Origin of the sequence: Crenobacter oryzisoli, from assembly GCF_030385785.1 — a bacterium.
GTDB classification, from domain to species: Bacteria; Pseudomonadota; Gammaproteobacteria; order Burkholderiales; family Chromobacteriaceae; genus Crenobacter_A; species Crenobacter_A oryzisoli.
Window position 1 is genome coordinate 52,558 of the sequence record NZ_JAUEDK010000023.1, and the last position, 20,315, is coordinate 72,872.

Here is a 20,315-nt window from a genome sequence, read left to right on the forward strand (position 1 = left end):
CCGGGCGGCGTTTTTGCACGCGGGCTGAAATCGGCGCCGCTTTGCGCTAAAATCGCCTGTTTTTCAAATTCTTAGCCGCACCCCATGCACGACACCGAACAAGGTCTTGATCCCAAGGCCAAAAAGGAACTCTTCGAGGCGAACAAGCTCGCCAAGCGGCTGCGCCACCATGTCGGCGACGCCATCAACGATTTCAACATGATCGAGCAGGGCGACCGCATCATGGTCTGCCTGTCCGGCGGCAAGGACAGCTATGCCATGCTCGACATCCTGCTCGGCCTGCAGAAGTCGGCGCCGATCGACTTCTCGATCGTGGCGGTGAACCTGGACCAGAAGCAGCCGGGCTTTCCCGAGCACGTGCTGCCGACCTATCTGACTGAGCTCGGCATCGAGTACCGCATCGTCGAGGAGGACACCTACTCCATCGTCAAACGCGTGGTGGAAGAGGGCAAGACCACCTGTGCACTGTGTTCGCGGCTGCGCCGCGGCATCCTGTACCGCGTCGCCGACGAGCTGGGCGCGACCAAGATCGCGCTGGGCCACCACCGCGACGACATCCTGCAGACGCTGTTCCTCAACATGTTCTACGGCGGCAAGCTCAAGGGCATGCCGCCGAAGCTGGTGTCGGATGACGGCAAGCATATGGTGATCCGCCCGCTGGCTTACTGCCGCGAGAAGGATATCGAACGCTATGCCGCGATCAAGCAGTTCCCTATCATCCCGTGCAATCTGTGCGGCTCGCAGCCGAACCTGCAGCGCCAGGTGATCAAGGAGATGATCAACGACTGGGACAAGCGCTTCCCGGGGCGTGTCGAGACGATGTTCCGTGCGATGCAGAATGTCGTGCCGTCGCATCTGGCGGACACCGAGCTGTTCGACTTTGCGGGTTTGAAGACCGGCGCGGTGCCGGAGGCCGGTGGCGACATCGCCTTCGACAAGGAAGAATTCCGCGATCCGCAGCCGGAAGGTGCTGATGCGCTACGCGGCATCAGCATCCTCGATTCGCGTAAGCCTTCGACGATCGTTGGGGAGCAGACCTGTGGCAGGTAAGGCGAGACATCCGTTCCGGCGCCGGGTGCGCCAGGGGCAGGACGCGCTGCCCGAGGTGGAGATTTCCGAGGTCGACAACATCCGCTCGCTGCACCTCGGTAGCGAGACGGTGCAAAGCTCGATGGACATCGACGATCCGGAGCGGTTGGTGCTGTCGTACAGCCGCTCGATGATGGGCTGGCTGCTGTTCAACGACGCGCCCCAGCATATTCTGCAGATCGGCCTCGGCGGCGGTTCGTTCGCGCGCTGGATCGACTTCTACCTGCGCGACGCCAAGAGCGTGGCGGTGGACATCAACCCGCAGGTGATCGCGGTGGCGCGAGCGTTCTTCGAGCTGCCGGAAGAGGGCGAGCGCTTTGAGATCGTCGAGGGCGACGGCGCCGACTATGTGAAGGTGCTGCGCGAGTCGACCGACGCGATCCTGGTCGACGGTTTCGACGGTTTCCAGATCGTCGATGCGCTGACCACCGAGGAATTCTTCGAGGACTGCAAGCGCGCACTGACACCGGACGGCGTGTTCGTCACCAATTGGTGGAGCGGCGACATCCGTTACGTGAGCTTCCTGGAGCGACTGCTGTCGGTGTTCGAGGGGCGGGTGCTGGAGCTGCCGGCGTCGACGCACGGCAACGTGGCGGTGATGGCGTTCAAGAACTCGCCGAGCCCGGTGCGGCTCGATGCGCTCGCCAAGCGCGCGGAACAACTGGAGGCGCGCTTCGGTCTGGAATTCGGCGACTTCGTCGGCAGGCTCAAGTCGAACAACCTGCATTCGGCCAACCGCCTGACGGTGTAACGATTCGTACATCGGCACCGCGCCGCGCGGGGCGAGGCGTATAATCGCCGACAATCGCGCGGCAGTGCGTCGGTTTGCGGCAGAACAGCGTCAAGTTTGGCCGAAACCACTACACCGGCCGCCAGCGGGCCGCTGCCGGCGCTTCGCGTCGCCAGCCCGGACATGATATCGGCAGTGGGCGCTACCCGCGCGCTGCCACGACATTCTCAAGCTTTGGATCGTGATCGTGATCAAACAGCAACTGCTCCAGAAAGTGGCGGACAAATCCGCCGTCATCGGCATCGTCGGGCTGGGCTATGTCGGCCTGCCGCTGATGCTGCGCTTCGCCGAAGTGGGCTACAAGGTGCTCGGCTTCGACATCGACCAGAGCAAGGTCGACGCGCTGAGCGCCGGCCGTTCCTACATCGAGCACATCAGCGCCGACAGCATCGTCGAAGCGCGCGAGCGTGGCTTCGAGGCGACCACCGACTTCAGCCGCGCACCGGAAGCCGACACGCTGATCCTGTGCGTGCCGACCCCGCTGAACAAGTACCGCGAGCCGGACCTGTCCTTCGTGCTCGACACCATGGACAGCCTGGTGCCGTACCTGCGCGAAGGCCATCTGGTGTCGTTGGAGTCCACCACCTACCCGGGCACCACCGACGAGGAACTGCTGCCGCGCATCGAGTCGCGCGGCTTCAAGGTGGGCGAGAACGCCTTTTTGGTGTTCTCGCCGGAGCGCGAGGACCCGGGCAACCCGAACTTCACCACCCGCACCATCCCGAAGGTATGTGGCGGCGTCACCGAGGCCTGCCAGGAAATCGGCGTGGCGCTGTACAGCGCGGTGATCGACCAGGTGGTGCCGGTGTCGTCGACCCGCGCCGCCGAGATGACCAAGCTCTTGGAGAACATCCACCGCGCGGTGAACATTGGTCTCGTCAACGAGATGAAGATCGTCGCCGACAAGATGGGCATCGACATCCACGAGGTGATCCGCGCTGCCGCCACCAAACCGTTCGGCTTCGTGCCGTACTACCCGGGCCCGGGCCTGGGCGGCCACTGCATCCCGATCGACCCGTTCTACCTGACCTGGAAGGCGCGCGAATACGGCGTGAACACCCGCTTCATCGAGCTGGCCGGCGAGGTGAACAGCAATATGCCGGACTGGGTGGTCAGCAAGGTGGCCTCGGCGCTCAATACTCGCAAGAAGGCGATCAACGGCAGCCGCGTGCTGGTGCTGGGCATCGCCTACAAGAAGAACGTCGACGACATGCGCGAGAGCCCGTCGGTGTTCCTGATGGAGAAGCTGCGCGACCTAGGTGCCGAAGTGGCGTACAGCGACCCGCACGTGCCGGTATTCCCGAAGATGCGCGAGCATCACTTCGATCTGGCGAGCGTGGCGCTGACCGCCGAGAGTATCGCCAGCTACGACTGCGTGCTGCTCGCCACCGATCACGACAAGTTCGACTACGCCCTGTTGGCCGAACACGCCCAACTGCTGGTCGACAGCCGCGGCAAGTACCTGACGCCGCGCGCCAACGTGGTCAAGGCCTGATCGCTGCCGTCTGATTCGTCGCCCCGGCCCGGCCGGGGCGGCTCACAAGGATCTCCGTCCCATGCTCGTCCCCCAACACTCCCCGATCACCGACCGCAAGATTCGCTTCGCGCTGGTCGGCTGTGGCCGCATCGCCAACAATCACTTCGGCGCGCTGGAAGCGCACGCCGACCGTGCCGAGATCGTCGACGTCTGTGACGTCGACCCGGTGGCGCTGCAAGCCGCGGTCGAGCGCACAGGCGCGCGCGGTCACACCAATCTGGCCTCGCTCTTGGCCAGCAGCGATGCCGACATCGTCATCCTGACCACCCCGTCCGGCCTGCACCCGAACCAGAGCATTGCCTGCTCGGAAGCCGGTTTCCACGTGATGACCGAGAAGCCGATGGCGACGCGCTGGCAGGACGGCCTGCGCATGGTCGAGGCGGCCGACAAGGCCGGCCGCCGTCTGTTCGTGGTGAAGCAGAATCGCCGCAACGCGACCCTGCAGCTGCTCAAGCGCGCGATGGAAGCGGGCCGCTTCGGCCGCATCTACATGGTCAACGTCAACGTGTTCTGGACCCGCCCGCAGTCCTATTACGACGCGGCCGACTGGCGCGGCACCTGGGAGTTCGACGGCGGCGCCTTCATGAACCAGGCCAGCCACTATGTCGACCTGCTCGACTGGCTGATCGGCCCGGTGGAGAGTGTGCAGGCCTACACCGCCACGCTGGAGCGCAATATCGAGGTGGAAGACACCGGCGTGGTCAGCGTCAAGTGGCGCTCGGGCGCGCTTGGCAGCATGAACGTGACCATGCTGACCTACCCGAAGAATCTGGAAGGCTCGATCACCATCCTCGGCGAGAAGGGCTCGATCCGCGTCGGCGGCATGGCGGTCAACGAGATCCAGCACTGGGAGTTCGCCGAGCCGCATGAGATGGACGAGGAGATCAAGGCAGCCAGCTACGCCACTACCAGCGTCTACGGTTTCGGCCACCCGCTCTACTACGACAACGTGATCAAGGTGATGCGCGGCGAAGCCGACCCAGAGACCGATGGCCGCGAGGGCCTGAAGTCGCTGGAGCTCTTGATTGCGATGTACCTGTCGGCCCGCGACGGCCGCCGCGTCAGCCTGCCGCTCGACTATTAATCTGCTGTGCCGCCCGGTGTGTCCGGGCGGCCCGATCCACTACTGCGACGAGTCTGCCATGAGCGATATCACGATTCACCCCACCGCCATCGTCGACGACGGCGCCACCCTGGGAGCCGGCACCCGCGTCTGGCATTGGGTGCACATCAGCGCTGGTGCCACCATCGGCGAACGCTGCTCGTTCGGCCAGAACGTCTACGTCGGCAACGACGTGCTGATCGGCAACAACGTCAAGGTGCAGAACAATGTGTCGATCTACGACGCGGTGACGCTGGAAGACGACGTTTTCTGTGGCCCGTCGATGGTGTTCACCAACGTCAACAACCCGCGCAGCCACGTGGTGCGCAAGCACGAATACCGCCGCACCATCGTGCGCCGCGGTGCGTCGATCGGTGCCAACGCCACCATCGTCTGCGGTCACGAGATCGGCGAGTACGCCTTCATCGGCGCCGGCGCGGTGGTGACCCGCGACGTGCCGGCCTATGCGCTGATGGCCGGCACGCCGGCGCGGCGCATCGGCTGGATGTGTGCCTGTGGCGAGCGGCTGCCCGAGCAGATCGACGTGCACTGCTGTTCGGCCTGCGGCCAGCGTTACGAGATCGGCGGCAACCACTGCACGCCGCTCGGTCCGGACGCCGAGTAAACGCAGCACCGGGCCGCAAGCCCGGTTCGAATCAGTTGGCGGAGTGCCTGCATGGCGGGGCTTCGCCGTTTTCCGTTCAATGCCCGCGGGCCCCGACTGGGGTGTCCGGCCCGGGCGGGAAGAGGGCGCCGATCCGGCGCACAGCGGCCATGTTGGCCGAAAGAGTGGACTAGCCCATGAATTTCATCGACCTGAAGTCGCAATACCAGCATCTGAAAGCCGACATCGACGCGCGCATCCATGCGGTGCTCGACCACGGCCAGTACATCATGGGCCCGGAAGTGGCCGAGCTGGAGGCTCAGCTGGCGGCTTATGTCGGCGTGAAGCACGCGATCGGCGTGTCCGATGGCACCACCGCCTTGCAGATCGCGCTGATGGCGATCGGCATCCAGCCGGGCGATGAGGTGATCACGACCCCGTTCACCTTTATCGCCACCGGCGAGATGATCGCGCTGCTCGGCGCCAAGCCGGTGTTCGTCGACATCGACCCGGCTACCTACAACCTCGACCCCAATCTCATAGAAGCGGCGATCACGCCGAAGACCCGCGCGATCATGCCGGTGAGCCTGTACGGCCAGTGCGCCGACTTCGACACGATCAACGCGATCGCCGCCAAGCACAATCTGGCGGTGATCGAGGACGGCGCGCAGAGCTTCGGCGCGACGTACAAGGGCCGGAAGTCCGGCGCGCTGTCGACCATCGGCAGCACCAGCTTCTTCCCGTCCAAGCCGTTGGGTTGCTACGGCGACGGCGGCGCGTTGTTCACCGATGACGACGAGCTGGCCAAGACCATCCGCCAGATCCGTTCGCACGGCCAGGACCGCCGCTACCACCACCCGATCATCGGCCTGAACGGTCGTCTCGACACCCTCCAGGCCGCAGTGCTGCTGGCCAAGCTGCCGAGCTTCGCCGACGAGGTCGCCGCGCGTGAACGCATCGGCGCGCGTTACTCGGAACTGTTGAAGGACGTGGCGCGCGTGCCGGCGCTGGCAGAGGGCTGCAACAGCGTGTACGCCCAGTACACCATCGAGATCGATGGCCGCGAAGCGGTGCAGGCCGCGCTGAAGGAGCAGGGTGTGCCGACTGCGGTGCACTACCCGGTGCCGCTGAACCTGCAGCCGGCCTTCGCGCACCTGAACCAGCCGGTCGGCAGCTTCCCGCATGCCGAGGCCGCCGCGCGCCGGGTGATGAGCCTGCCGATGCACCCCTTCCTCGACGAGGCGACGCAGGACCAGGTCGTCGCGGCGGTGAAACAAGCGCTGGCCTGATCGTTGCTGCTCGTTCGCCTGAAAAACCTGGCCGGCAGCGGCTTCGCGCGCAATGTCGCGACGCTGGCCGGCGGGGCCGCGCTCGCGCAGTTCCTGCCGCTGCTCGCGTCGCCGCTGTTGACCCGGCTCTACCACCCGGCCGAGTTCGGCGTGCTGGCGGTGTATGTCGCCTGGCTGTCCAACCTGGCGGTGCTGGCCACCGGCCGTTACGAGTTGGCCATCGTGCTGCCCGACGACGACCGTCGCTCTGCCAACCTGATGGGGTTGTCGCTGACCATCGCGCTGGGCCTGTCGGTGCTGTGCGCGCTGCTGTTCTGGCCCGGCCACCAGTGGCTGGCGGCCAAGGCCGGTGCTCCTAAGCTCGCGCCGTGGCTGCTGCTCTTGCCGCTGTCGGTGCTGCTGGCCGGCCTGATGCAGGCATGGACCAACTGGAACAACCGGCTGCAGCGCTACCAGGCCAATGCCGGCGGACGGATCGCCCAAGCGATCGGTAGCACCGGCGTGCAGCTCGGTCTCGGTTTTGCTGGCGCCGGGGCGGGCGGGCTGGTGTTCGGCCAACTGGCCGGCCAGGCGGCGTCGCTAGCGGCGCAGGCTTGGCAGGACGTGAGGCAGCGCTTCGGCTGGCGACACCAAGTCAGCCGCGACGGCATGGCCGCCGAGGCGCGCGCCTATGTGGAATTTCCGCGCGTCAACGCGCCGAACGCCTTCGTCGCCGCGCTGCTCGACACCCTGACGGTGACGCTGCTGACCATGCTGTCTGGTTCGGTGACGGTGGGTCTGTATGGGCTGATGATGCGGGTGCTAAAGCTACCGGCGGCGCTGATCGGCCAGGCGGTCGGCCAGGTGGCGTTCCGCGACTTCGCCGCGGCCAAGAACGCCGGCCTGTCGCTGCTGCCGCTGTACCGCAAGACCGTCGCCGTGCTGATGGCGCTGGCGGTGCCGCCGTTCGTGGTGATCCTGCTGTGGGGCGAACCGCTGTTCGGCCTGGTGTTCGGCGCGAGCTGGCGCCCGGCCGGGGCGATGGCGTCGATGCTGGCGCCGTACATCCTGTGCCATTTCATCGCGTCGCCGCTGGGGATGATCCCGCTGGTGATCCAGCGTCAGCGCACCGCCTTCGTGTTCACCCTCGTCGGCAACGCCTTGTTCCTAGGCAGCTTGTGGGCCGGTTTTGCGCTGTGGGGCAGCGTCACCGCCGCGTTCGGCTTGGTGTCGGCGGTGATGGTGGTGTACTTCCTCGTCTACTTCTACTGGCTCTACCGGGCCGTTCAACAGCCATGAGTCTCTGGACCAAGATCACCCACCGCCTGTCTGGCCTGATCGGGCCGCGCATGGTCGTGGGCTTTACCCGCCACGATGGACAAAGGTTGCACCGGGTGCGCATCAGCAATATGACCCGGGTGGAGACGCTGGCGCGGCTCGACATCGAGGACAATGTCTACATCGGCCACTTCAGCCTGATCGACGCCTCGGGCGGCTTGTCCATCGGCGCCGGATGCCAGATCACCAACTACGTGTCGCTGTTGACCCACTCCAGCCACGTGGCGATCCGCCTGTACGGCGACGCCTACCTGGAACACCGCGACCATGTCGGCTATCTGAAGAAGCCGAGCGTGATCGGCCGCTACAGCTTCATCGGCCCGCACTCGGTGCTGATGCCGGGCGTGGCGATCGGAAAGGGCTCGATCGTGGCCGCCTACAGCTTCGTCGAGGCGGGCAGCTATCCCGATTTCGCGATCATCGCCGGAAATCCGGCCCGCGTGGTCGGCGATACCCGCGAGGGCGACGCCAAGTGGTTGGCCGAACACCCGGAACTGCAACCTCATTACCAAGCGTGGGCCGAGCGTGACTGAACCCGTCGTCGACAAACTGCTGATTATCGGCTCCGCCTCCGTGCACACCTGGCGCTACCTGACGGGCATCGCCCCGCATGCGCGCGAGGTGTATCTGGCCTGCAACGGCGAGGTGCCGGCCGAGCGCCGTCCGGCCAACCTGGCCGGCACGCTGAAGCTGGACTTTCGCTTAGCGGCGCTCGGCAGCGCGGCGAAACTGAGAGCCTGGGTGCAGCAGATCCAGCCGGACCTTGCCCACGTGCACCAGGCCAACAGCGTTGCCTGGCACGCCAGCCGCGGTTTGCGTGGACTCGGCATTCCGTTGGCGCTGACCGCCTGGGGCTCGGACGTGCTGTTGTTGCCGAACCAGAATGCGCTGATGGCGCGGATGGTGAAGGCCAACCTCGCCGCGGCCGACCTGATCACCTCCGACTCGCTGTACATGGCGGCGAGGATTCGCGAACTGGCGCCGGTGAAGCGGCTGGCGGTGCTCAACTACGGCATCGATAGCCTGCCGCCGGAACCCGACGTCGCCGCCAAGCCGAAGAAGGTGTTGTCCTGCCGGCTGCACAAGCCGCTCTATCGCATCGACGCGATCCTCAAGGGCTGGGCGGCGATCGAGGCGCAGCCGGAGTTCGCCGATTGGTCGCTCACCGTCGCCGCCAGCGGCAGCGAGACCGACGCACTGAAAGCGCTGGCCGAACGGCTGGGCCTGACACGCGTCACCTTCACCGGCTTCGTGGCCAGCGACGTGCTGGGACAGCTCTACCGCGACAGCCGGGTGTTCGTCAGCGTGCCGGAATCGGACGCGACCAGCATCAGCCTGTTGGAAGCGATGGGCCACGGCTGCCTGCCACTGTTGTCCAATCTGCCGGCCAACCTGGAATGGGCGATCGACGGCCTGAACGGCCGCATCGCCGAGGACGTGAGCCGGCTCGGCGACGATATGGCGCGGGCGATGCGTGACGCGGCCGACGACGAGCGGCTCGCGCGCATCGCCACGCTCAATCGCGGCCTCGTTGCCGACAAGGCCTTGCACGCCGACAATATGGCGGCCTTTGCCGCCCTTTACTCCGAATTGCTGCAAAAACCATGAAAATCGCCCATTTGACCAGCGCCCATCCGCGCCACGACATCCGCATCTTCGTGAAGGAATGCGCGTCGCTCGCTGCCGCCGGCCACGAGGTGACGCTGATCGTCGCCGACGGTCTGGGCAACGAGATCAACCGCGGCGTGCATATCCACGACGTTGGGCCGAAGTCGGGCGGACGGTTGTCGCGGATGACTGGCACGGTGCGCCGGGTAATGGACGCGGCGCTGGCGCTGAAGCCCGATGTCGCGCATTTCCACGACCCGGAGCTGATCCCGGCGGCACTGCGGCTGAAGAAGGCCGGCATCAAGGTGGTGTACGACGTGCACGAAGACGTGCCGCGCCAGATCCTGGCCAAGCATTGGATTCCCGGCGTGCTGCGGCCGACAGTGTCCGGCACCTTCGAGAAGCTGGAAGACTTCGCGGTGCGCCGTTTCGACGCCATCGTCACCTCCACCCCGCACATCCGCGAGCGCTTCCGCCCGCTGAATCAGCGGGTGGTCGACATCTGCAACTTCCCGATCCTGGAAGAACTGGTGCGGGACACGCCGTGGGAGGCGCGCCGCAACGAAGTGTGCTACATCGGCGGCATCTCGCGCATCCGCGGCATCGAGCCGATCGTCGCGGCGCTGCCCGATTCCGGCGCGCGGCTGAACCTGGCCGGGCCGTGGAGCGAGAGCGACCTGAAGCAGAAACTGCTGCCGAGCGAGGGCTGGGCGCGCGTCAACGACCTGGGCGTGCTCGACCGCGCCGGCGTGGCCGACGTGCTGGCGCGCTCCAAGGTGGGCTTGGTGACGTTGTTTCCGACGCCGAACTATGTCGATGCACTACCGATCAAACTGTTCGAATACATGGCCGCCGGCATGCCGGTGATCGCCAGCGACTTTCCGGTGTGGCGTGCCATCGTCGACGACGCCGGCTGCGGCCTCTTGGTTGACCCGCAGGACCCGGCGGCGATTGCCACGGCGATCCGCGAACTGTTGGCCAACGAGGAACGCGCCTACGCGATGGGAGAGGCCGGCAAGAAAGCGGTACTGAACAAATATTCGTGGGCGGCCGAGGCGGACAAGCTCGTGCGGCTCTACGCGCAGCTGTGAGAAAGTCCCACGCATGAAGATCTGGCAGCAATCGCGATGGCAGCCGGCGCTGACGGTGGCGCTGGCCGTGCTGTTGTTCGTGTTGGTCCTGCCGGTGCTGCGACCGGGCTGGGCGGCCGGCGTCGCCGGGCTGGCGCTATGTCTGGGGCTGGTCGCCTGGCTGAGCCGCGGGGCACAGCGCCTGCGCGCTTTCGAGGGCCAGCACATCGAGCGCTGGCCCGCGGTGCGGGCGGCGGGCCTGTCGCGCTTTATGCTGCGCCATTGCGTGTTGGCAATGTTGCTGCCGGGCATGCTGTTCCTCGTGGGGGTGCAGCAACTGCGGCTGCCGATGCCGGGTGCGACGAGCCCGGTCGGCTGGCTCGTGCCACTGTTATATCTGGCGATGCCCGGGGTGTGGACCATCTGGTCGACCTGGCGCCGTCTCGAAAAAAATTATCAGCTGCATCTGCAGCAAAAGGGATAGGCATCATGGCCAAGGAAACCTCCACCGCGTTCTGGGCGCGTTGGCGCGAACAACGCAAGAAGGGGCCGCTCGCCTTCATTATGCGCAAGGCGCTGATCTACGCCGTGCTGGCGCTGCCGGTCGGCTACCTGTACGACTGGATGCGCGGCAAGCCGATCAATCCCGATCCGTTCTACCATCTGCTCAACCTGCTGGCGCTGCTGCTGTTGCTCGGCGTGCTCGGCTATATCGGCTGGCGTTTCAACGAGGCGCGCTTCAAGGGTCTGGACGACGAAGCAAGACGGCGCGGTTTCTCCGAATGAAGATCCTCTACATCAACCACTATGCCGGCAGTCCGCGCCACGGCATGGAGTTCCGCCCCTACTATCTGGCGCGCGAATGGGTGCGTGCCGGCCACCAGGTGACGATGGTCGCCGCCGACACTTCGCACCTGCGCCAGCGCAACCCGCGCATGAACGAAAAGTACCGCGACGAGGACATCGACGGCATCCACTACCTGTGGTGCCGCACCCGTCCGTACCAGGGCAACGGCATCGGTCGGGTGCTGAACATTTTCAGCTTTCTCGGCAAGCTGATGGGGCTGACCAAGCGCTTCATGCAATGGCGCCCGGACGTGGTGATCGCGTCCAGCACCTACCCGCTCGACACCGTGCCGGCGGCGTGGATCGCCGGCAAGACCGGTGCGCGGCTGGTGTACGAGGTGCACGACCTGTGGCCGCTCACCCCGGTCGAGGTTGGCGGCATGTCGCCCAAGCACCCGTTCATCCGGCTGATGCAGTGGGCCGAGGACTTCGGCTATCGCAAGGCCGATACGGTGATCTCGATGCTGCCGTGCGCCAAGGACTACATGGTCGAGCACGGTATGGACCCGGCCAAATACGCGGTGATCCCGAACGGGGTCGACGTGGCCGAATGGCAGGGCGAGAAGCAGCCCTTGCCGGCCGAGCATGTCGCGAAGCTCGCCGAACTGAAGGCGGCCGGCCGCTTCCTGATCGGCTACGCCGGCGGTCACGGTCTTGCCAACGCGCTCGACTACCTGCTCGACGCGGCGGCCAAGCTCGCGGACAAGCCGGTGACCTTCGTGTTGGTTGGCGACGGCCCGGACAAGGCCGCGCTGCAGGCGCGCGCCGAGGCGATGAAGCTGCGCAACGTCGTGTTCCTGCCGGCGATCGCCAAGCACGCGGTGCCTGTGTTCCTCGCCGAGATGGACGCGCTGTTCATCGGCTGGCGCAAGCTGCCGATCTACCGCTTCGGCATCAACCCGAACAAGCTGTTCGACTACCTGATGGCCGGCAAGCCGGTGATCCATTCGGTGGAGGCCGGTAACGACATGGTTGCCGAGGCCGACGCCGGCATCTCGGTCGGCGCCGAGGACCCGACCTCGATCGCGGTGGCGGTGCGCCAGATGCTGCTGACCTCGCCTGCCGAACGTGCCGAGATGGGGGCGCGCGGCCGCGCCTTCGTGCTGGAGAAGCACGACTACCGCGGCCTGGCGGACCGTTTCCTCAAGGCCGTGACGCTGCGCTGAGCCATTCGACTGATCTTCCTGACGACTGTCGATGACCATGTCCTCTGTGATCCGCCCAGCCACCTCTGCCGACGCCGCAGCGATCGCGGCGATCTACGCTCACTACGTGGCGAACACGACCATCTCCTTCGAGGAGCAGGTGCCGACCGAGGCCGAGATGGCGCAGCGCCTCGCTGCCACCACGTCGCAGGGCCTGCCCTGGCTGGTGCTGGAAGAGGACGGTCGGCTGCTCGGCTATGCCTACGGCGGGGTGTGGAAGGGCCGCAGCGCTTATCGCCATACCGTCGAGGCGTCGGTGTACCTGGACCCGGCCGCCGGCGGGCGGGGTCTGGGCTCGCGCCTCTACCAGGCACTGTTCGATCTGCTGCGCGAGCAGGGCATGCACACGGTGATCGCCAGCATCGCGCTGCCCAATCCGGCCAGCGTGGCGCTGCACGAGCGCTTCGGTTTCGCGCCGGTCGGCCGTTTTAGCGAGGTCGGCCGCAAGTTCGGCCAGTGGCACGACGTCGGCTATTGGCAGCTGCTGCTGTCGCCCGAAGCGGCGACAGGGACTCAAGGGGAAACACCATGATTCTGGAAGTCGCGATGTTGCAGGTGAAGGCGGGCCAGGAAGCTGCCTTCGAGGCGGCGTTCGCCGAAGCGCAGGCGATCATCTCGGGCATGGCCGGCTATGTGTCGCACCAGCTGCAACGCTGCCTGGAGGTCCGCGGCCGCTACGTGCTGCTGGTGAACTGGCAGACGCTGGAGGACCACACCGTGGGCTTCCGCAGTTCGGCCGAGTACCAGGACTGGAAACGGCTGCTGCACCACTTCTACGAGCCGCTGCCGACCGTCGAGCATTTCGAGCTGGTGGCAGGGCAGACGGGAGGCGCGGCATGAAGCTGTACCGCTATCTGACCGGGCCGGACGACTCGAGCTTCTGCCTGCGCGTTACCGAAGCACTGAACCGCGGCTGGCAATTGCACGGCAACCCGACGCTGGCGTTCGACAGCGAGTTCAGCTCCGACCTGAAACTGGCGGAGCTGTAACGGTAATTGAGCAGGCGAAGCGGGCCGCACGCGCCTCTCTGGATTAAAATAACGGACGCCGCGCCGGGGACGAGCGCGCGGCCTCGCAAAAACTGATCATTCGGCGGCGGATGCCGCCCCAAACGGGTTGTAACGATGACTGATAAATTCCTGCCCTTCGCGCTGCCGGACATCGGCGAAGAAGAAATCCACGAAGTGGTCGACGCGCTGCGTTCCGGCTGGGTGACCACCGGGCCGAAAACCAAGCAGTTCGAGGCCGATTTCGCCGAATTCCTCGGTGGTGGCGTCGAGGCGATCGCGGTGAACTCCGCCACTGCCGGCCTGCACCTGGCGCTCGAGGCGGTGGGCATCAAGGCCGGTGACGAGGTGATCGTGCCGACCTATACCTTCACCTCCACCGCCGAGGTGGTGCGCTATCTCGGCGCCGACCCGGTGTTCGTCGACGTCGACCCGGTCACCTTCAACATCGACCCGGCGGCGATCCGCGCGGCGATCACGCCGAAGACCCGCGCCATCATGCCGGTGCACTTCGCCGGCCTCGCCTGTGACATGGACGCGATCCTGGCGGTCGCTCGCGAGCACGATTTGCGCGTGATCGAGGACGCCGCCCACGCGCTGCCGACCACCTACAAGGGCACCACGATCGGCAAGCTCGGCTCCGACGTGACCGTGTTCAGCTTCTATGCCAACAAGACCATGACCACCGGCGAGGGCGGCATGGTGGTGTCGGCCAACCCGGACATCATCAAGCGCTGCAAGGTGATGCGTCTGCACGGCATCAGCCGCGACGCCTTCGACCGCTACGTGTCGAAGACCCCGGCCTGGTTCTACGAAGTGATCGAGCCGGGCTTCAAGTACAACATGCCGGACATCGCTGCTGCGATGGGCATCCACCAGCTGAAGAAGATCCGCCGCTTCCACGAGCAGCGCGAGGCGATGGCCAAGCGCTACGACGCGGAGCTCGCGGACCTGCCGCTGATCCTGCCGGCGCGCCCGACCCATGCCGGCGACCTGCATGCTTGGCACCTCTACCCGGTGCGCCTGAAGCCGGAAGCCGGCATCGGCCGCAACGAGTTCATCCAGGCGATGGCCGACAAGGGTATCGGCTGCTCGGTGCACTTCATCCCGCTGCACCTGCACCCGGTATGGCGTGACGGCTACCAGCTCAAGCCGGAGCAGTTCCCGGTGGCGCAGGCGGCCTTCGAGGCCGAGGTGACCATTCCGCTCTACACCAAGATGAGCGACGCCGACCAGACCCGCGTGATCGCGGCGATCCGGGAGATCCTCGGCGCATGAGCCTGCCCGTAGTCACTGCCGGCCGCGGCCCGGGTTCGGACGCGGCCAAGCGCGCGTTCGACCTGGTCGCCGCCGGCCTCGGCCTGCTCGTGCTGTCGCCGCTGCTGCTGTTGCTCGCGCTGTGGATCAAGCTCGACTCGCCCGGCCCGGTGTTCTTCCGCCAGACCCGGGTGGGGCGTTTCGGCCAACTGTTTGCCATCCACAAGTTCCGCACCATGGTGGTCGACGCCGAGCGGCAGGGACAGCTCACCGTCGGCGCCGACGCGCGGGTGACCCGTGCCGGATGCTTCCTGCGCAAGAGCAAGTGCGACGAACTGCCCCAGCTCATCGACGTGCTGCAGGGCACGATGAGCCTGGTCGGCCCGCGCCCCGAGGTGCCCAAATACGTCGCCCGCTATCCGGCTGCGGTGCGCGACAAGGTGCTGGCGCTGCGCCCGGGCATCACCGACTGGGCGTCGATCAAGATGATCGACGAGAACGAGATACTCGGCGCGGCGGCCGACCCGGAACGCGCCTATATCGAACAGGTGTTGCCGGAAAAGCTGGCCTACTACGCCCGCTACGCCGACAGCCACACCCTGGTCGAAGACCTCCGAATCATCATCGCGACGCTCGCCAAGATCGTCAGCCGTTGAGCTAGCCCCTGACCATGTTTGCCAAGCTGCTGAATTTTTCCCGCCACAACAAGATGGCCCTGTTGATGCTGCTCGACGCGGTGCTGCTGCCGTTCGCGCTGTGGTGCGCCGTCTACCTGCGCCTGGGCGGCGTGTGGGACCCGAAGCTCACCCCCTACCTGTGGATCTTCGCGGTGCCGCCGTTGTGGGTGATCCCGATCTTTATCAAGCTCGGCCTCTACCGCGCGGTGATCCGCTTCCTCGACGACAAGGTGGTGCTCACCGTGTTCTACGGCGTGACGCTGGCGGTGCTGGTGCTGACCGCGGTGATCGTGATGGCGCGCATCAGCCCGTTCCCCCGTAGCGCGATCATCATCTTCTGGATGTTCGCGATGGCCTACATCGGCGGCAGCCGCTTCTTGCTGCGCGGCCTGGTGCGCACGCTGGACGCGGTCGATTCGCCGAACAAGCCGGTGGCGATCTACGGCGCCGGCCGCGCCGGCCTGCAACTGATGATGGCCCTGCAGGCGGCGCGCGAATACCGCGTCGTCGCCTTCTTCGACGACAACCCCGCGCTGTGGGGCCGCACCTACGGTGGCATCGCGGTGAACGACCCGTCGCGCGTCGCCGAAGTGATGGCCGCGAAGAAGGCGGGCGAGCTGCTGTTGGCGATGCCGTCGGCCAGTCGCAGCCGCCACCGCGAGATTCTTGAGGCGCTGGAACCGTTGCGCCTGCCGATTCGCCGTCTGCCGGGCCTCGCCGACCTGGTGTCGGGCGAGGTGCGCGTCGACGAGTTGAAAGAGGTCGACATCGAGGACCTGCTCGGTCGCGACCCGGTGCCGCCGATGAAGGACCTGCTCGCCCGCAATATCGAAGGCCGTGTGGTGATGGTCACCGGTGCCGGCGGTTCGATTGGCTCGGAGCTGTGCCGCCAGATCGTCAAGCACCGCCCGGCCAGGATCGTGCTGTTCGAGCTGACCGAATACGCGCTGTACGCAATCGACCACGAGCTCGCGCAGACGGCGCCGGGCGTGCCGCGCGTGGCGCTGCTCGGTTCGGTGCTCGACTACCCGCGTCTCGCGAGCGTGATGCAGGCGTTCGGCGTCGAGACCGTTTACCATGCCGCTGCGTACAAGCACGTGCCGATGGTTGAGCACAACCCGGTGGCCGGCATCCTCAACAATGCTTTCGGCACCGACACCTGCGCGCGCGCCGCCGAGGACTGCGGCGTCGACACCTTTGTGCTGATTTCCACCGACAAGGCGGTGCGCCCGACCAATGTGATGGGCGCGACCAAGCGCCTGGCCGAACTGACGCTGCAGGCGCGCCACGCCGACCGCGCCGCGAGCGGCAGCCGCACCCGCTTTGTGATGGTTCGCTTCGGCAACGTGCTGGGCAGCTCCGGCTCGGTGGTGCCGCTGTTCAAGAAACAGATCAAGCACGGCGGCCCGGTGACGGTAACCCACCCTGACATCACCCGCTACTTCATGACCATCCCCGAGGCGGCGCAGTTGGTGATCCAGGCCGGCGCGATGGGAGAGGGCGGCGACGTGTTCGTGCTCGACATGGGCGAGCCGGTGAAGATCGCCGATCTCGCGCGGCGCATGGTGCACCTGTCGGGCCTGGAGGTGAAGGACGAGCAGCATCCGCACGGCGACATCGAGATCCGCTACGCCGGCCTGCGCCCGGGCGAGAAGCTGTACGAGGAGTTGCTGATCGGCGCTGACGTGCTACCGACCGAGCATGCCCGTATCATGCGCGCCCAGGAATATTGCCTGAGCCGCAGCGAGCTCGACCACCATCTGTCCGCACTGGCCGAGGCATGCCAGGCGCTCGACGCCGCCCGCGCTTTCGCGCTGATGCAGCAGGTGGTGCACGAGTTCCAGGCGGCCGACGCCACCGTCGACTGGGTATCGCGCGCGCAGTAAGCACTGCGATTGGCCAAGACAAAGCCCCTTCCGGATGGAAGGGGCTTTTTGCTGGAGGCTGACCGGCGAAGGCGGCCAGCGTGAACGACACTGGGTCGAGCGGGATGCCGATGGCGTGTAGCCCGGGCTTTCCCTGTCATGGGGTTATCGCTATATTAGCGTGTTTATATCCCTGTCCACCCTCAGCAGGCTCACCATGCCGCGCCTCGTCGTCCGACTGATCAAACCCGACTTCCATCCCATCGACGCCCGCGACGTCGAGCGTGGTTTCCATCTCGCACTGCTCGACTACTTCGGCTCCGAGGACAGCGCCGGCTTCGCTAAGTGGGCGCACGACTACACGATGGGCCAGTTCGGCCGCTATCCGACCGGTATGGACGAGGCCGACCAGGTGATCCGCAACTGGCGCGAGGCGCTGACCCAGGCTCAGTGCAGCGCATTCTCCGAATGGATGCGCTGCGCGCCGGCACCGCAGTTCGAGATTGAGCTGGTCGGCTGATATCCCCAATCCGTCCACGCCGTATCGACAGCTTCCCCACAGGCTTATCCACAGAGGCGCCGTCTGCTAGCGGTCACTGCAGCGCAACGCATTTTTACCCCTTCTTTACAGAGGCCTGTCTAGCATCAGGGTAGAGGGGGCTATCCGCTCGCTCCCTATCTTAGGAGTGGATCATGTTCAAGCACCATCATCCCGCCACCAGCCGTGGAGTGACAGTGGCGGCCCATCCGACGCCGTTTAGCCAACATCTGGTGCAGGTGTTGCTGCGCGACTGGCAGCGGCTCTACTACTGGCTGGCCCTGCTGGGCAGCGAGAACGAAAGCTGTCCGCGTTGCGCTGCCTTCCACCATTGCGCACCGCGCTCGGAGCGCCATCGTCACGACTATTGACCCCTGTTCATGACAATAAGGTAGGAAAAGCCGCCGTTGTGATCGACAATGATGGGAAGCCTGTCATTGGAGATCGACCATGCGCTGGGACGACATGCGCCGGAGCGACAACGTCGAAGACCGTCGCAGCCACGGCGGGGTCCGGTTGGGCGGGGAGCTTGGGGCTTGGCGGCATCATCGCGGTGGCCGTGATCAGCCTGTTGCTTGGCAAGAGTTTGATCATCGACCGCGTGCTCTGCATCGACCTGCCTTCTTCGACGAGTTCTCCGGCCGCTTCGGCACACCGGGCGACTTCACCCGCGGCTGCTTGATCGGCCATCACGTGCAGACCTTGTTCGGCGTATCGCAACAGGTCGATGCCACCGGTCGAGGGCCAGTCGCAGCGCTACCGCAATGCGCTATCGGCGACGACAGCTTGCAACAAGAGGCGCAGGGTAGGGAGGAGCCCGACTCGTTCACGCACGGCAGCACGGCGCAGCGACTGAAGTGGTTCAGTACCGGCTTGCAGACAGGGCGTATCGACAGTTGCAACACCTTCACCACCACCAGCCTATAGCGAGCCGGTTGGTCTTGTCGTTTTTTGACGACAAGCGCCGGCTGGCGTATTTTCTAGCGGTGACGACGGCCGGCCATGAGCCGGCCGTCTCGTTGTCGATTGATTTGTCGGCGATGCCCGTCATCGGCCGAGAACTCGGGTACAGAGTGCCTGTCTGCCATGTCAACCAACGTGGCTGCTTTAGGATGCAGAGGGGATGAAGATTCAACGAGCCAGCACCTGGCGCTGGTTCATCAACGGCGTGGCGGTCAGCCTGCTGCTGGTCGTGCTGGGGTTCTGCGGTGGGGCTTGGCAGGTCTACGACTACAGCCAGCGTCATGACGACCAGAACGCCGATGCGGCACTGGTGCTCGGCGCAGCCGCCTGGGGAGGGCGCCCGTCGCCGGTGTTCCGCGAGCGCATCAACCATGCGCTGTCGCTCTACCAGGCGCGCCGGGTGCGCATGCTGGTGTTCACCGGTGGCACCCCCGAGCCGGGCTATCCGACCGAGGCCGCGGTGGGGCGGCGTTACGCGATCGAGCGCGGCGTGCCTCCCGAGGACATCCTGATCGAAACCGAATCGCGCACCACCTACGACAACCTCAGGAACGCCGGCCGAGAAGCTCACGCCATCGGCCTCGACTCCTTCCTGATCGTCAGCGACCCCTACCACATGCGCCGCGCCATGCTGATGGCCCACGACCTGGGCCTGAAGGCCTATCCGGCTCCGACCCCGTCGAGCCGCTACCAGACGGTCGGCTCCCAACTGCACTTCCTGTTCAAGGAAACGCAGAACTATCTCGCGTACCGGCTGTTCCGCAAGCTGTCGTGACGACGTGCTGGCCCGGTCATAAAAAAACGCCCGGCATTGACCGGGCGTTTGTTTTCAAAAAGCAGGGGGCTTAGTTGTACCAAACGTCAATCAGCTCCCCGGCCTCCAGCTGCGCCACTTCCGGGCGGCCTTTCAGCCAGGCAACCAGCTGATCGCGGGTGCCGGCGTCGACGCCGCCGCGGCCGACCGGGAACACCATGCCGTTCAGGGTCGATGGCTTGCCGGCGGCGAAGTGGCCGCCGAAGCTGACGTCGTGGCGCTCCACCTCGACCAGCCACTCGTCGAGCAGGATGTCCTCGCTGGTCACGTCGACGCCTTCGTTCAGCGTCGCCTCCAGACGGAAGCCCAGTTCCTGGTACTCGCCGACGCGCAGCTTCTTCTTCTGGCGCTCGCTCAGGCGGCTAAGACGGCGGCGGGAATTCGGGTTACGCAGTGTGCTCATGGCAAGTCTCCGGTCAAAATCGCAGCAAGGATAACAGCTTGGCCGACCGGTGGGGGCGTGATGTGGCGTGGTGTCGCGGCGTTGTACCGCTTTGTCCTGATTCCTTGCCGATGAAGCTGAGTTTTAACCGAAACGTCAGATAATCGATGCGATTATTCTCGATTCACTTGGAATGGTCGATGAGCAAGCGGGCCTGCCGGTGCGCTACCGGCAGGCCCGCAAGGTGAACATCCCTATGGGGCCGGAACTGGAGCTCGATGCGGTCGAGTTGGCCAAACCGTCGCGCTAGCGGGGCGGAGATGAAAAACGCCCGGCCGCAGTGGCCGGGCATTCT

Annotated in this window: 24 protein-coding genes; 23 read left to right on the top strand and 1 reads right to left on the bottom strand. The window is 65.7% G+C overall.

All coding sequences use genetic code 11. The features are described 5' to 3' along the window. The first annotated feature begins 84 nt into the window (after positions 1-84). The 23 genes from ttcA (at position 85) to QU481_RS13650 (ending at position 19,539) form a co-directional block, all read left to right on the top strand. Positions 85-1,050, top strand: coding sequence for a tRNA 2-thiocytidine(32) synthetase TtcA (ttcA, locus tag QU481_RS13540; protein WP_289830556.1), 966 nt, complete (start codon positions 85-87; stop codon positions 1,048-1,050). After that, positions 1,040-1,840, top strand: coding sequence for a polyamine aminopropyltransferase (locus tag QU481_RS13545; RefSeq protein ID WP_289830557.1), 801 nt, complete (start codon positions 1,040-1,042; stop codon positions 1,838-1,840). The genes ttcA and QU481_RS13545 overlap by 11 nt, the downstream gene beginning before the upstream one ends. A gap of 229 nt (positions 1,841-2,069) precedes the next feature. Further along, positions 2,070-3,374 (top strand): nucleotide sugar dehydrogenase, encoded by a 1,305-nt coding sequence (locus QU481_RS13550; RefSeq protein ID WP_289830589.1) that lies wholly within the window; start codon positions 2,070-2,072, stop codon positions 3,372-3,374. A gap of 61 nt (positions 3,375-3,435) precedes the next feature. Beyond that, on the top strand, positions 3,436-4,500 hold the full coding sequence (locus QU481_RS13555; RefSeq protein WP_289830558.1) for a Gfo/Idh/MocA family protein: 1,065 nt from the start codon (positions 3,436-3,438) through the stop codon (positions 4,498-4,500). Positions 4,501-4,558: 58 nt separating this feature from the next. Beyond that, the gene (locus QU481_RS13560) at positions 4,559-5,143 is read left to right on the top strand and encodes an acyltransferase (RefSeq protein ID WP_289830559.1); all 585 of its coding nucleotides are present in this window, start codon (positions 4,559-4,561) and stop codon (positions 5,141-5,143) included. Positions 5,144-5,319: 176 nt separating this feature from the next. Continuing rightward, the gene (locus QU481_RS13565; RefSeq protein WP_289830560.1) at positions 5,320-6,411 is read left to right on the top strand and encodes a DegT/DnrJ/EryC1/StrS family aminotransferase; all 1,092 of its coding nucleotides are present in this window, start codon (positions 5,320-5,322) and stop codon (positions 6,409-6,411) included. A 3-nt stretch (positions 6,412-6,414) separates the two neighbouring features. After that, positions 6,415-7,689, top strand: coding sequence for a lipopolysaccharide biosynthesis protein (locus tag QU481_RS13570; RefSeq protein WP_289830561.1), 1,275 nt, complete (start codon positions 6,415-6,417; stop codon positions 7,687-7,689). Continuing rightward, positions 7,686-8,261 carry an acyltransferase gene (locus QU481_RS13575; RefSeq protein ID WP_289830562.1) on the top strand — a complete coding sequence of 192 codons (576 nt, stop codon included), beginning with the start codon at positions 7,686-7,688 and terminating at the stop codon, positions 8,259-8,261. The genes QU481_RS13570 and QU481_RS13575 overlap by 4 nt, the downstream gene beginning before the upstream one ends. Continuing rightward, the gene (locus QU481_RS13580; RefSeq protein WP_289830563.1) at positions 8,254-9,336 is read left to right on the top strand and encodes a glycosyltransferase family 4 protein; all 1,083 of its coding nucleotides are present in this window, start codon (positions 8,254-8,256) and stop codon (positions 9,334-9,336) included. Before QU481_RS13575 ends, QU481_RS13580 begins: the two co-directional genes overlap by 8 nt. Next, the gene (locus QU481_RS13585) at positions 9,333-10,427 is read left to right on the top strand and encodes a glycosyltransferase family 4 protein (protein WP_289830564.1); all 1,095 of its coding nucleotides are present in this window, start codon (positions 9,333-9,335) and stop codon (positions 10,425-10,427) included. Before QU481_RS13580 ends, QU481_RS13585 begins: the two co-directional genes overlap by 4 nt. A 13-nt stretch (positions 10,428-10,440) precedes the next feature. Further along, positions 10,441-10,890 carry a hypothetical protein gene (locus QU481_RS13590; protein WP_289830565.1) on the top strand — a complete coding sequence of 150 codons (450 nt, stop codon included), beginning with the start codon at positions 10,441-10,443 and terminating at the stop codon, positions 10,888-10,890. 5 nt (positions 10,891-10,895) lie between these two features. Further along, a complete protein-coding gene (locus QU481_RS13595; protein WP_289830566.1) occupies positions 10,896-11,192 on the top strand; it encodes a hypothetical protein in 297 nt (98 codons plus the stop codon). Continuing rightward, positions 11,189-12,418 (top strand): glycosyltransferase family 4 protein, encoded by a 1,230-nt coding sequence (locus QU481_RS13600; protein WP_289830567.1) that lies wholly within the window; start codon positions 11,189-11,191, stop codon positions 12,416-12,418. The genes QU481_RS13595 and QU481_RS13600 overlap by 4 nt, the downstream gene beginning before the upstream one ends. A gap of 31 nt (positions 12,419-12,449) precedes the next feature. Continuing rightward, complete coding sequence (locus QU481_RS13605; RefSeq protein WP_289830568.1) at positions 12,450-12,989, top strand: arsinothricin resistance N-acetyltransferase ArsN1 family B; 540 nt, start codon at positions 12,450-12,452, stop codon at positions 12,987-12,989. Then, on the top strand, positions 12,986-13,297 hold the full coding sequence (locus QU481_RS13610) for an antibiotic biosynthesis monooxygenase family protein (RefSeq protein WP_289830569.1): 312 nt from the start codon (positions 12,986-12,988) through the stop codon (positions 13,295-13,297). The genes QU481_RS13605 and QU481_RS13610 overlap by 4 nt, the downstream gene beginning before the upstream one ends. Continuing rightward, complete coding sequence (locus QU481_RS13615; RefSeq protein ID WP_289830570.1) at positions 13,294-13,446, top strand: DUF1737 domain-containing protein; 153 nt, start codon at positions 13,294-13,296, stop codon at positions 13,444-13,446. Before QU481_RS13610 ends, QU481_RS13615 begins: the two co-directional genes overlap by 4 nt. Before the next feature lie 135 nt (positions 13,447-13,581). Further along, a complete protein-coding gene (locus QU481_RS13620; RefSeq protein WP_289830571.1) occupies positions 13,582-14,742 on the top strand; it encodes a DegT/DnrJ/EryC1/StrS family aminotransferase in 1,161 nt (386 codons plus the stop codon). Next, entirely contained in the window at positions 14,739-15,377 is a 639-nt protein-coding gene (locus QU481_RS13625; protein ID WP_289830572.1) for a sugar transferase, read from the top strand. The genes QU481_RS13620 and QU481_RS13625 overlap by 4 nt, the downstream gene beginning before the upstream one ends. A gap of 14 nt (positions 15,378-15,391) precedes the next feature. Then, complete coding sequence (locus tag QU481_RS13630; protein WP_289830573.1) at positions 15,392-17,284, top strand: polysaccharide biosynthesis protein; 1,893 nt, start codon at positions 15,392-15,394, stop codon at positions 17,282-17,284. A gap of 196 nt (positions 17,285-17,480) precedes the next feature. Next, positions 17,481-17,783, top strand: a complete 303-nt coding sequence (locus tag QU481_RS13635) for a hypothetical protein (RefSeq protein WP_289830574.1) — start codon at positions 17,481-17,483, stop codon at positions 17,781-17,783. Between the two features lie 173 nt (positions 17,784-17,956). Beyond that, entirely contained in the window at positions 17,957-18,172 is a 216-nt protein-coding gene (locus QU481_RS13640) for a hypothetical protein (RefSeq protein ID WP_289830575.1), read from the top strand. Positions 18,173-18,251: 79 nt separating this feature from the next. After that, positions 18,252-18,728 carry a neutral zinc metallopeptidase gene (locus QU481_RS13645; protein WP_289830576.1) on the top strand — a complete coding sequence of 159 codons (477 nt, stop codon included), beginning with the start codon at positions 18,252-18,254 and terminating at the stop codon, positions 18,726-18,728. Between the two features lie 196 nt (positions 18,729-18,924). Then, positions 18,925-19,539, top strand: a complete 615-nt coding sequence (locus tag QU481_RS13650; protein ID WP_289830577.1) for a YdcF family protein — start codon at positions 18,925-18,927, stop codon at positions 19,537-19,539. 70 nt (positions 19,540-19,609) lie between these two features. On the opposite strand, the gene QU481_RS13655 is transcribed toward QU481_RS13650, so the two are convergent. Beyond that, positions 19,610-19,981, bottom strand: coding sequence for a 50S ribosome-binding protein YggL (locus QU481_RS13655; RefSeq protein ID WP_289830578.1), 372 nt, complete (start codon positions 19,979-19,981; stop codon positions 19,610-19,612). Between the last annotated feature and the right edge of the window lie 334 nt (positions 19,982-20,315).

What these genes read in the sequence shown, in the direction of transcription:
- QU481_RS13620 (WP_289830571.1), top strand. Translation starts at nt 13,582, where the DNA reads ATGACTGATAAATTCCTGCCCTTCGCGCTGCCGGACATCGGCGAAGAA.
- QU481_RS13565 (WP_289830560.1), top strand. Translation starts at nt 5,320, where the DNA reads ATGAATTTCATCGACCTGAAGTCGCAATACCAGCATCTGAAAGCCGAC.
- QU481_RS13585 (WP_289830564.1), top strand. Translation starts at nt 9,333, where the DNA reads ATGAAAATCGCCCATTTGACCAGCGCCCATCCGCGCCACGACATCCGC.
- QU481_RS13560 (WP_289830559.1), top strand. Translation starts at nt 4,559, where the DNA reads ATGAGCGATATCACGATTCACCCCACCGCCATCGTCGACGACGGCGCC.
- QU481_RS13625 (WP_289830572.1), top strand. Translation starts at nt 14,739, where the DNA reads ATGAGCCTGCCCGTAGTCACTGCCGGCCGCGGCCCGGGTTCGGACGCG.
- QU481_RS13630 (WP_289830573.1), top strand. Translation starts at nt 15,392, where the DNA reads ATGTTTGCCAAGCTGCTGAATTTTTCCCGCCACAACAAGATGGCCCTG.
- QU481_RS13590 (WP_289830565.1), top strand. Translation starts at nt 10,441, where the DNA reads ATGAAGATCTGGCAGCAATCGCGATGGCAGCCGGCGCTGACGGTGGCG.
- QU481_RS13645 (WP_289830576.1), top strand. Translation starts at nt 18,252, where the DNA reads ATGCGCTGGGACGACATGCGCCGGAGCGACAACGTCGAAGACCGTCGC.
- QU481_RS13615 (WP_289830570.1), top strand. Translation starts at nt 13,294, where the DNA reads ATGAAGCTGTACCGCTATCTGACCGGGCCGGACGACTCGAGCTTCTGC.
- QU481_RS13635 (WP_289830574.1), top strand. Translation starts at nt 17,481, where the DNA reads ATGCCGCGCCTCGTCGTCCGACTGATCAAACCCGACTTCCATCCCATC.
- QU481_RS13555 (WP_289830558.1), top strand. Translation starts at nt 3,436, where the DNA reads ATGCTCGTCCCCCAACACTCCCCGATCACCGACCGCAAGATTCGCTTC.
- QU481_RS13605 (WP_289830568.1), top strand. Translation starts at nt 12,450, where the DNA reads ATGACCATGTCCTCTGTGATCCGCCCAGCCACCTCTGCCGACGCCGCA.
- QU481_RS13575 (WP_289830562.1), top strand. Translation starts at nt 7,686, where the DNA reads ATGAGTCTCTGGACCAAGATCACCCACCGCCTGTCTGGCCTGATCGGG.
- QU481_RS13595 (WP_289830566.1), top strand. Translation starts at nt 10,896, where the DNA reads ATGGCCAAGGAAACCTCCACCGCGTTCTGGGCGCGTTGGCGCGAACAA.
- QU481_RS13655 (WP_289830578.1), bottom strand. Translation starts at nt 19,981, where the DNA reads ATGAGCACACTGCGTAACCCGAATTCCCGCCGCCGTCTTAGCCGCCTG.
- QU481_RS13600 (WP_289830567.1), top strand. Translation starts at nt 11,189, where the DNA reads ATGAAGATCCTCTACATCAACCACTATGCCGGCAGTCCGCGCCACGGC.
- ttcA (WP_289830556.1), top strand. Translation starts at nt 85, where the DNA reads ATGCACGACACCGAACAAGGTCTTGATCCCAAGGCCAAAAAGGAACTC.
- QU481_RS13610 (WP_289830569.1), top strand. Translation starts at nt 12,986, where the DNA reads ATGATTCTGGAAGTCGCGATGTTGCAGGTGAAGGCGGGCCAGGAAGCT.
- QU481_RS13650 (WP_289830577.1), top strand. Translation starts at nt 18,925, where the DNA reads ATGAAGATTCAACGAGCCAGCACCTGGCGCTGGTTCATCAACGGCGTG.
- QU481_RS13640 (WP_289830575.1), top strand. Translation starts at nt 17,957, where the DNA reads ATGTTCAAGCACCATCATCCCGCCACCAGCCGTGGAGTGACAGTGGCG.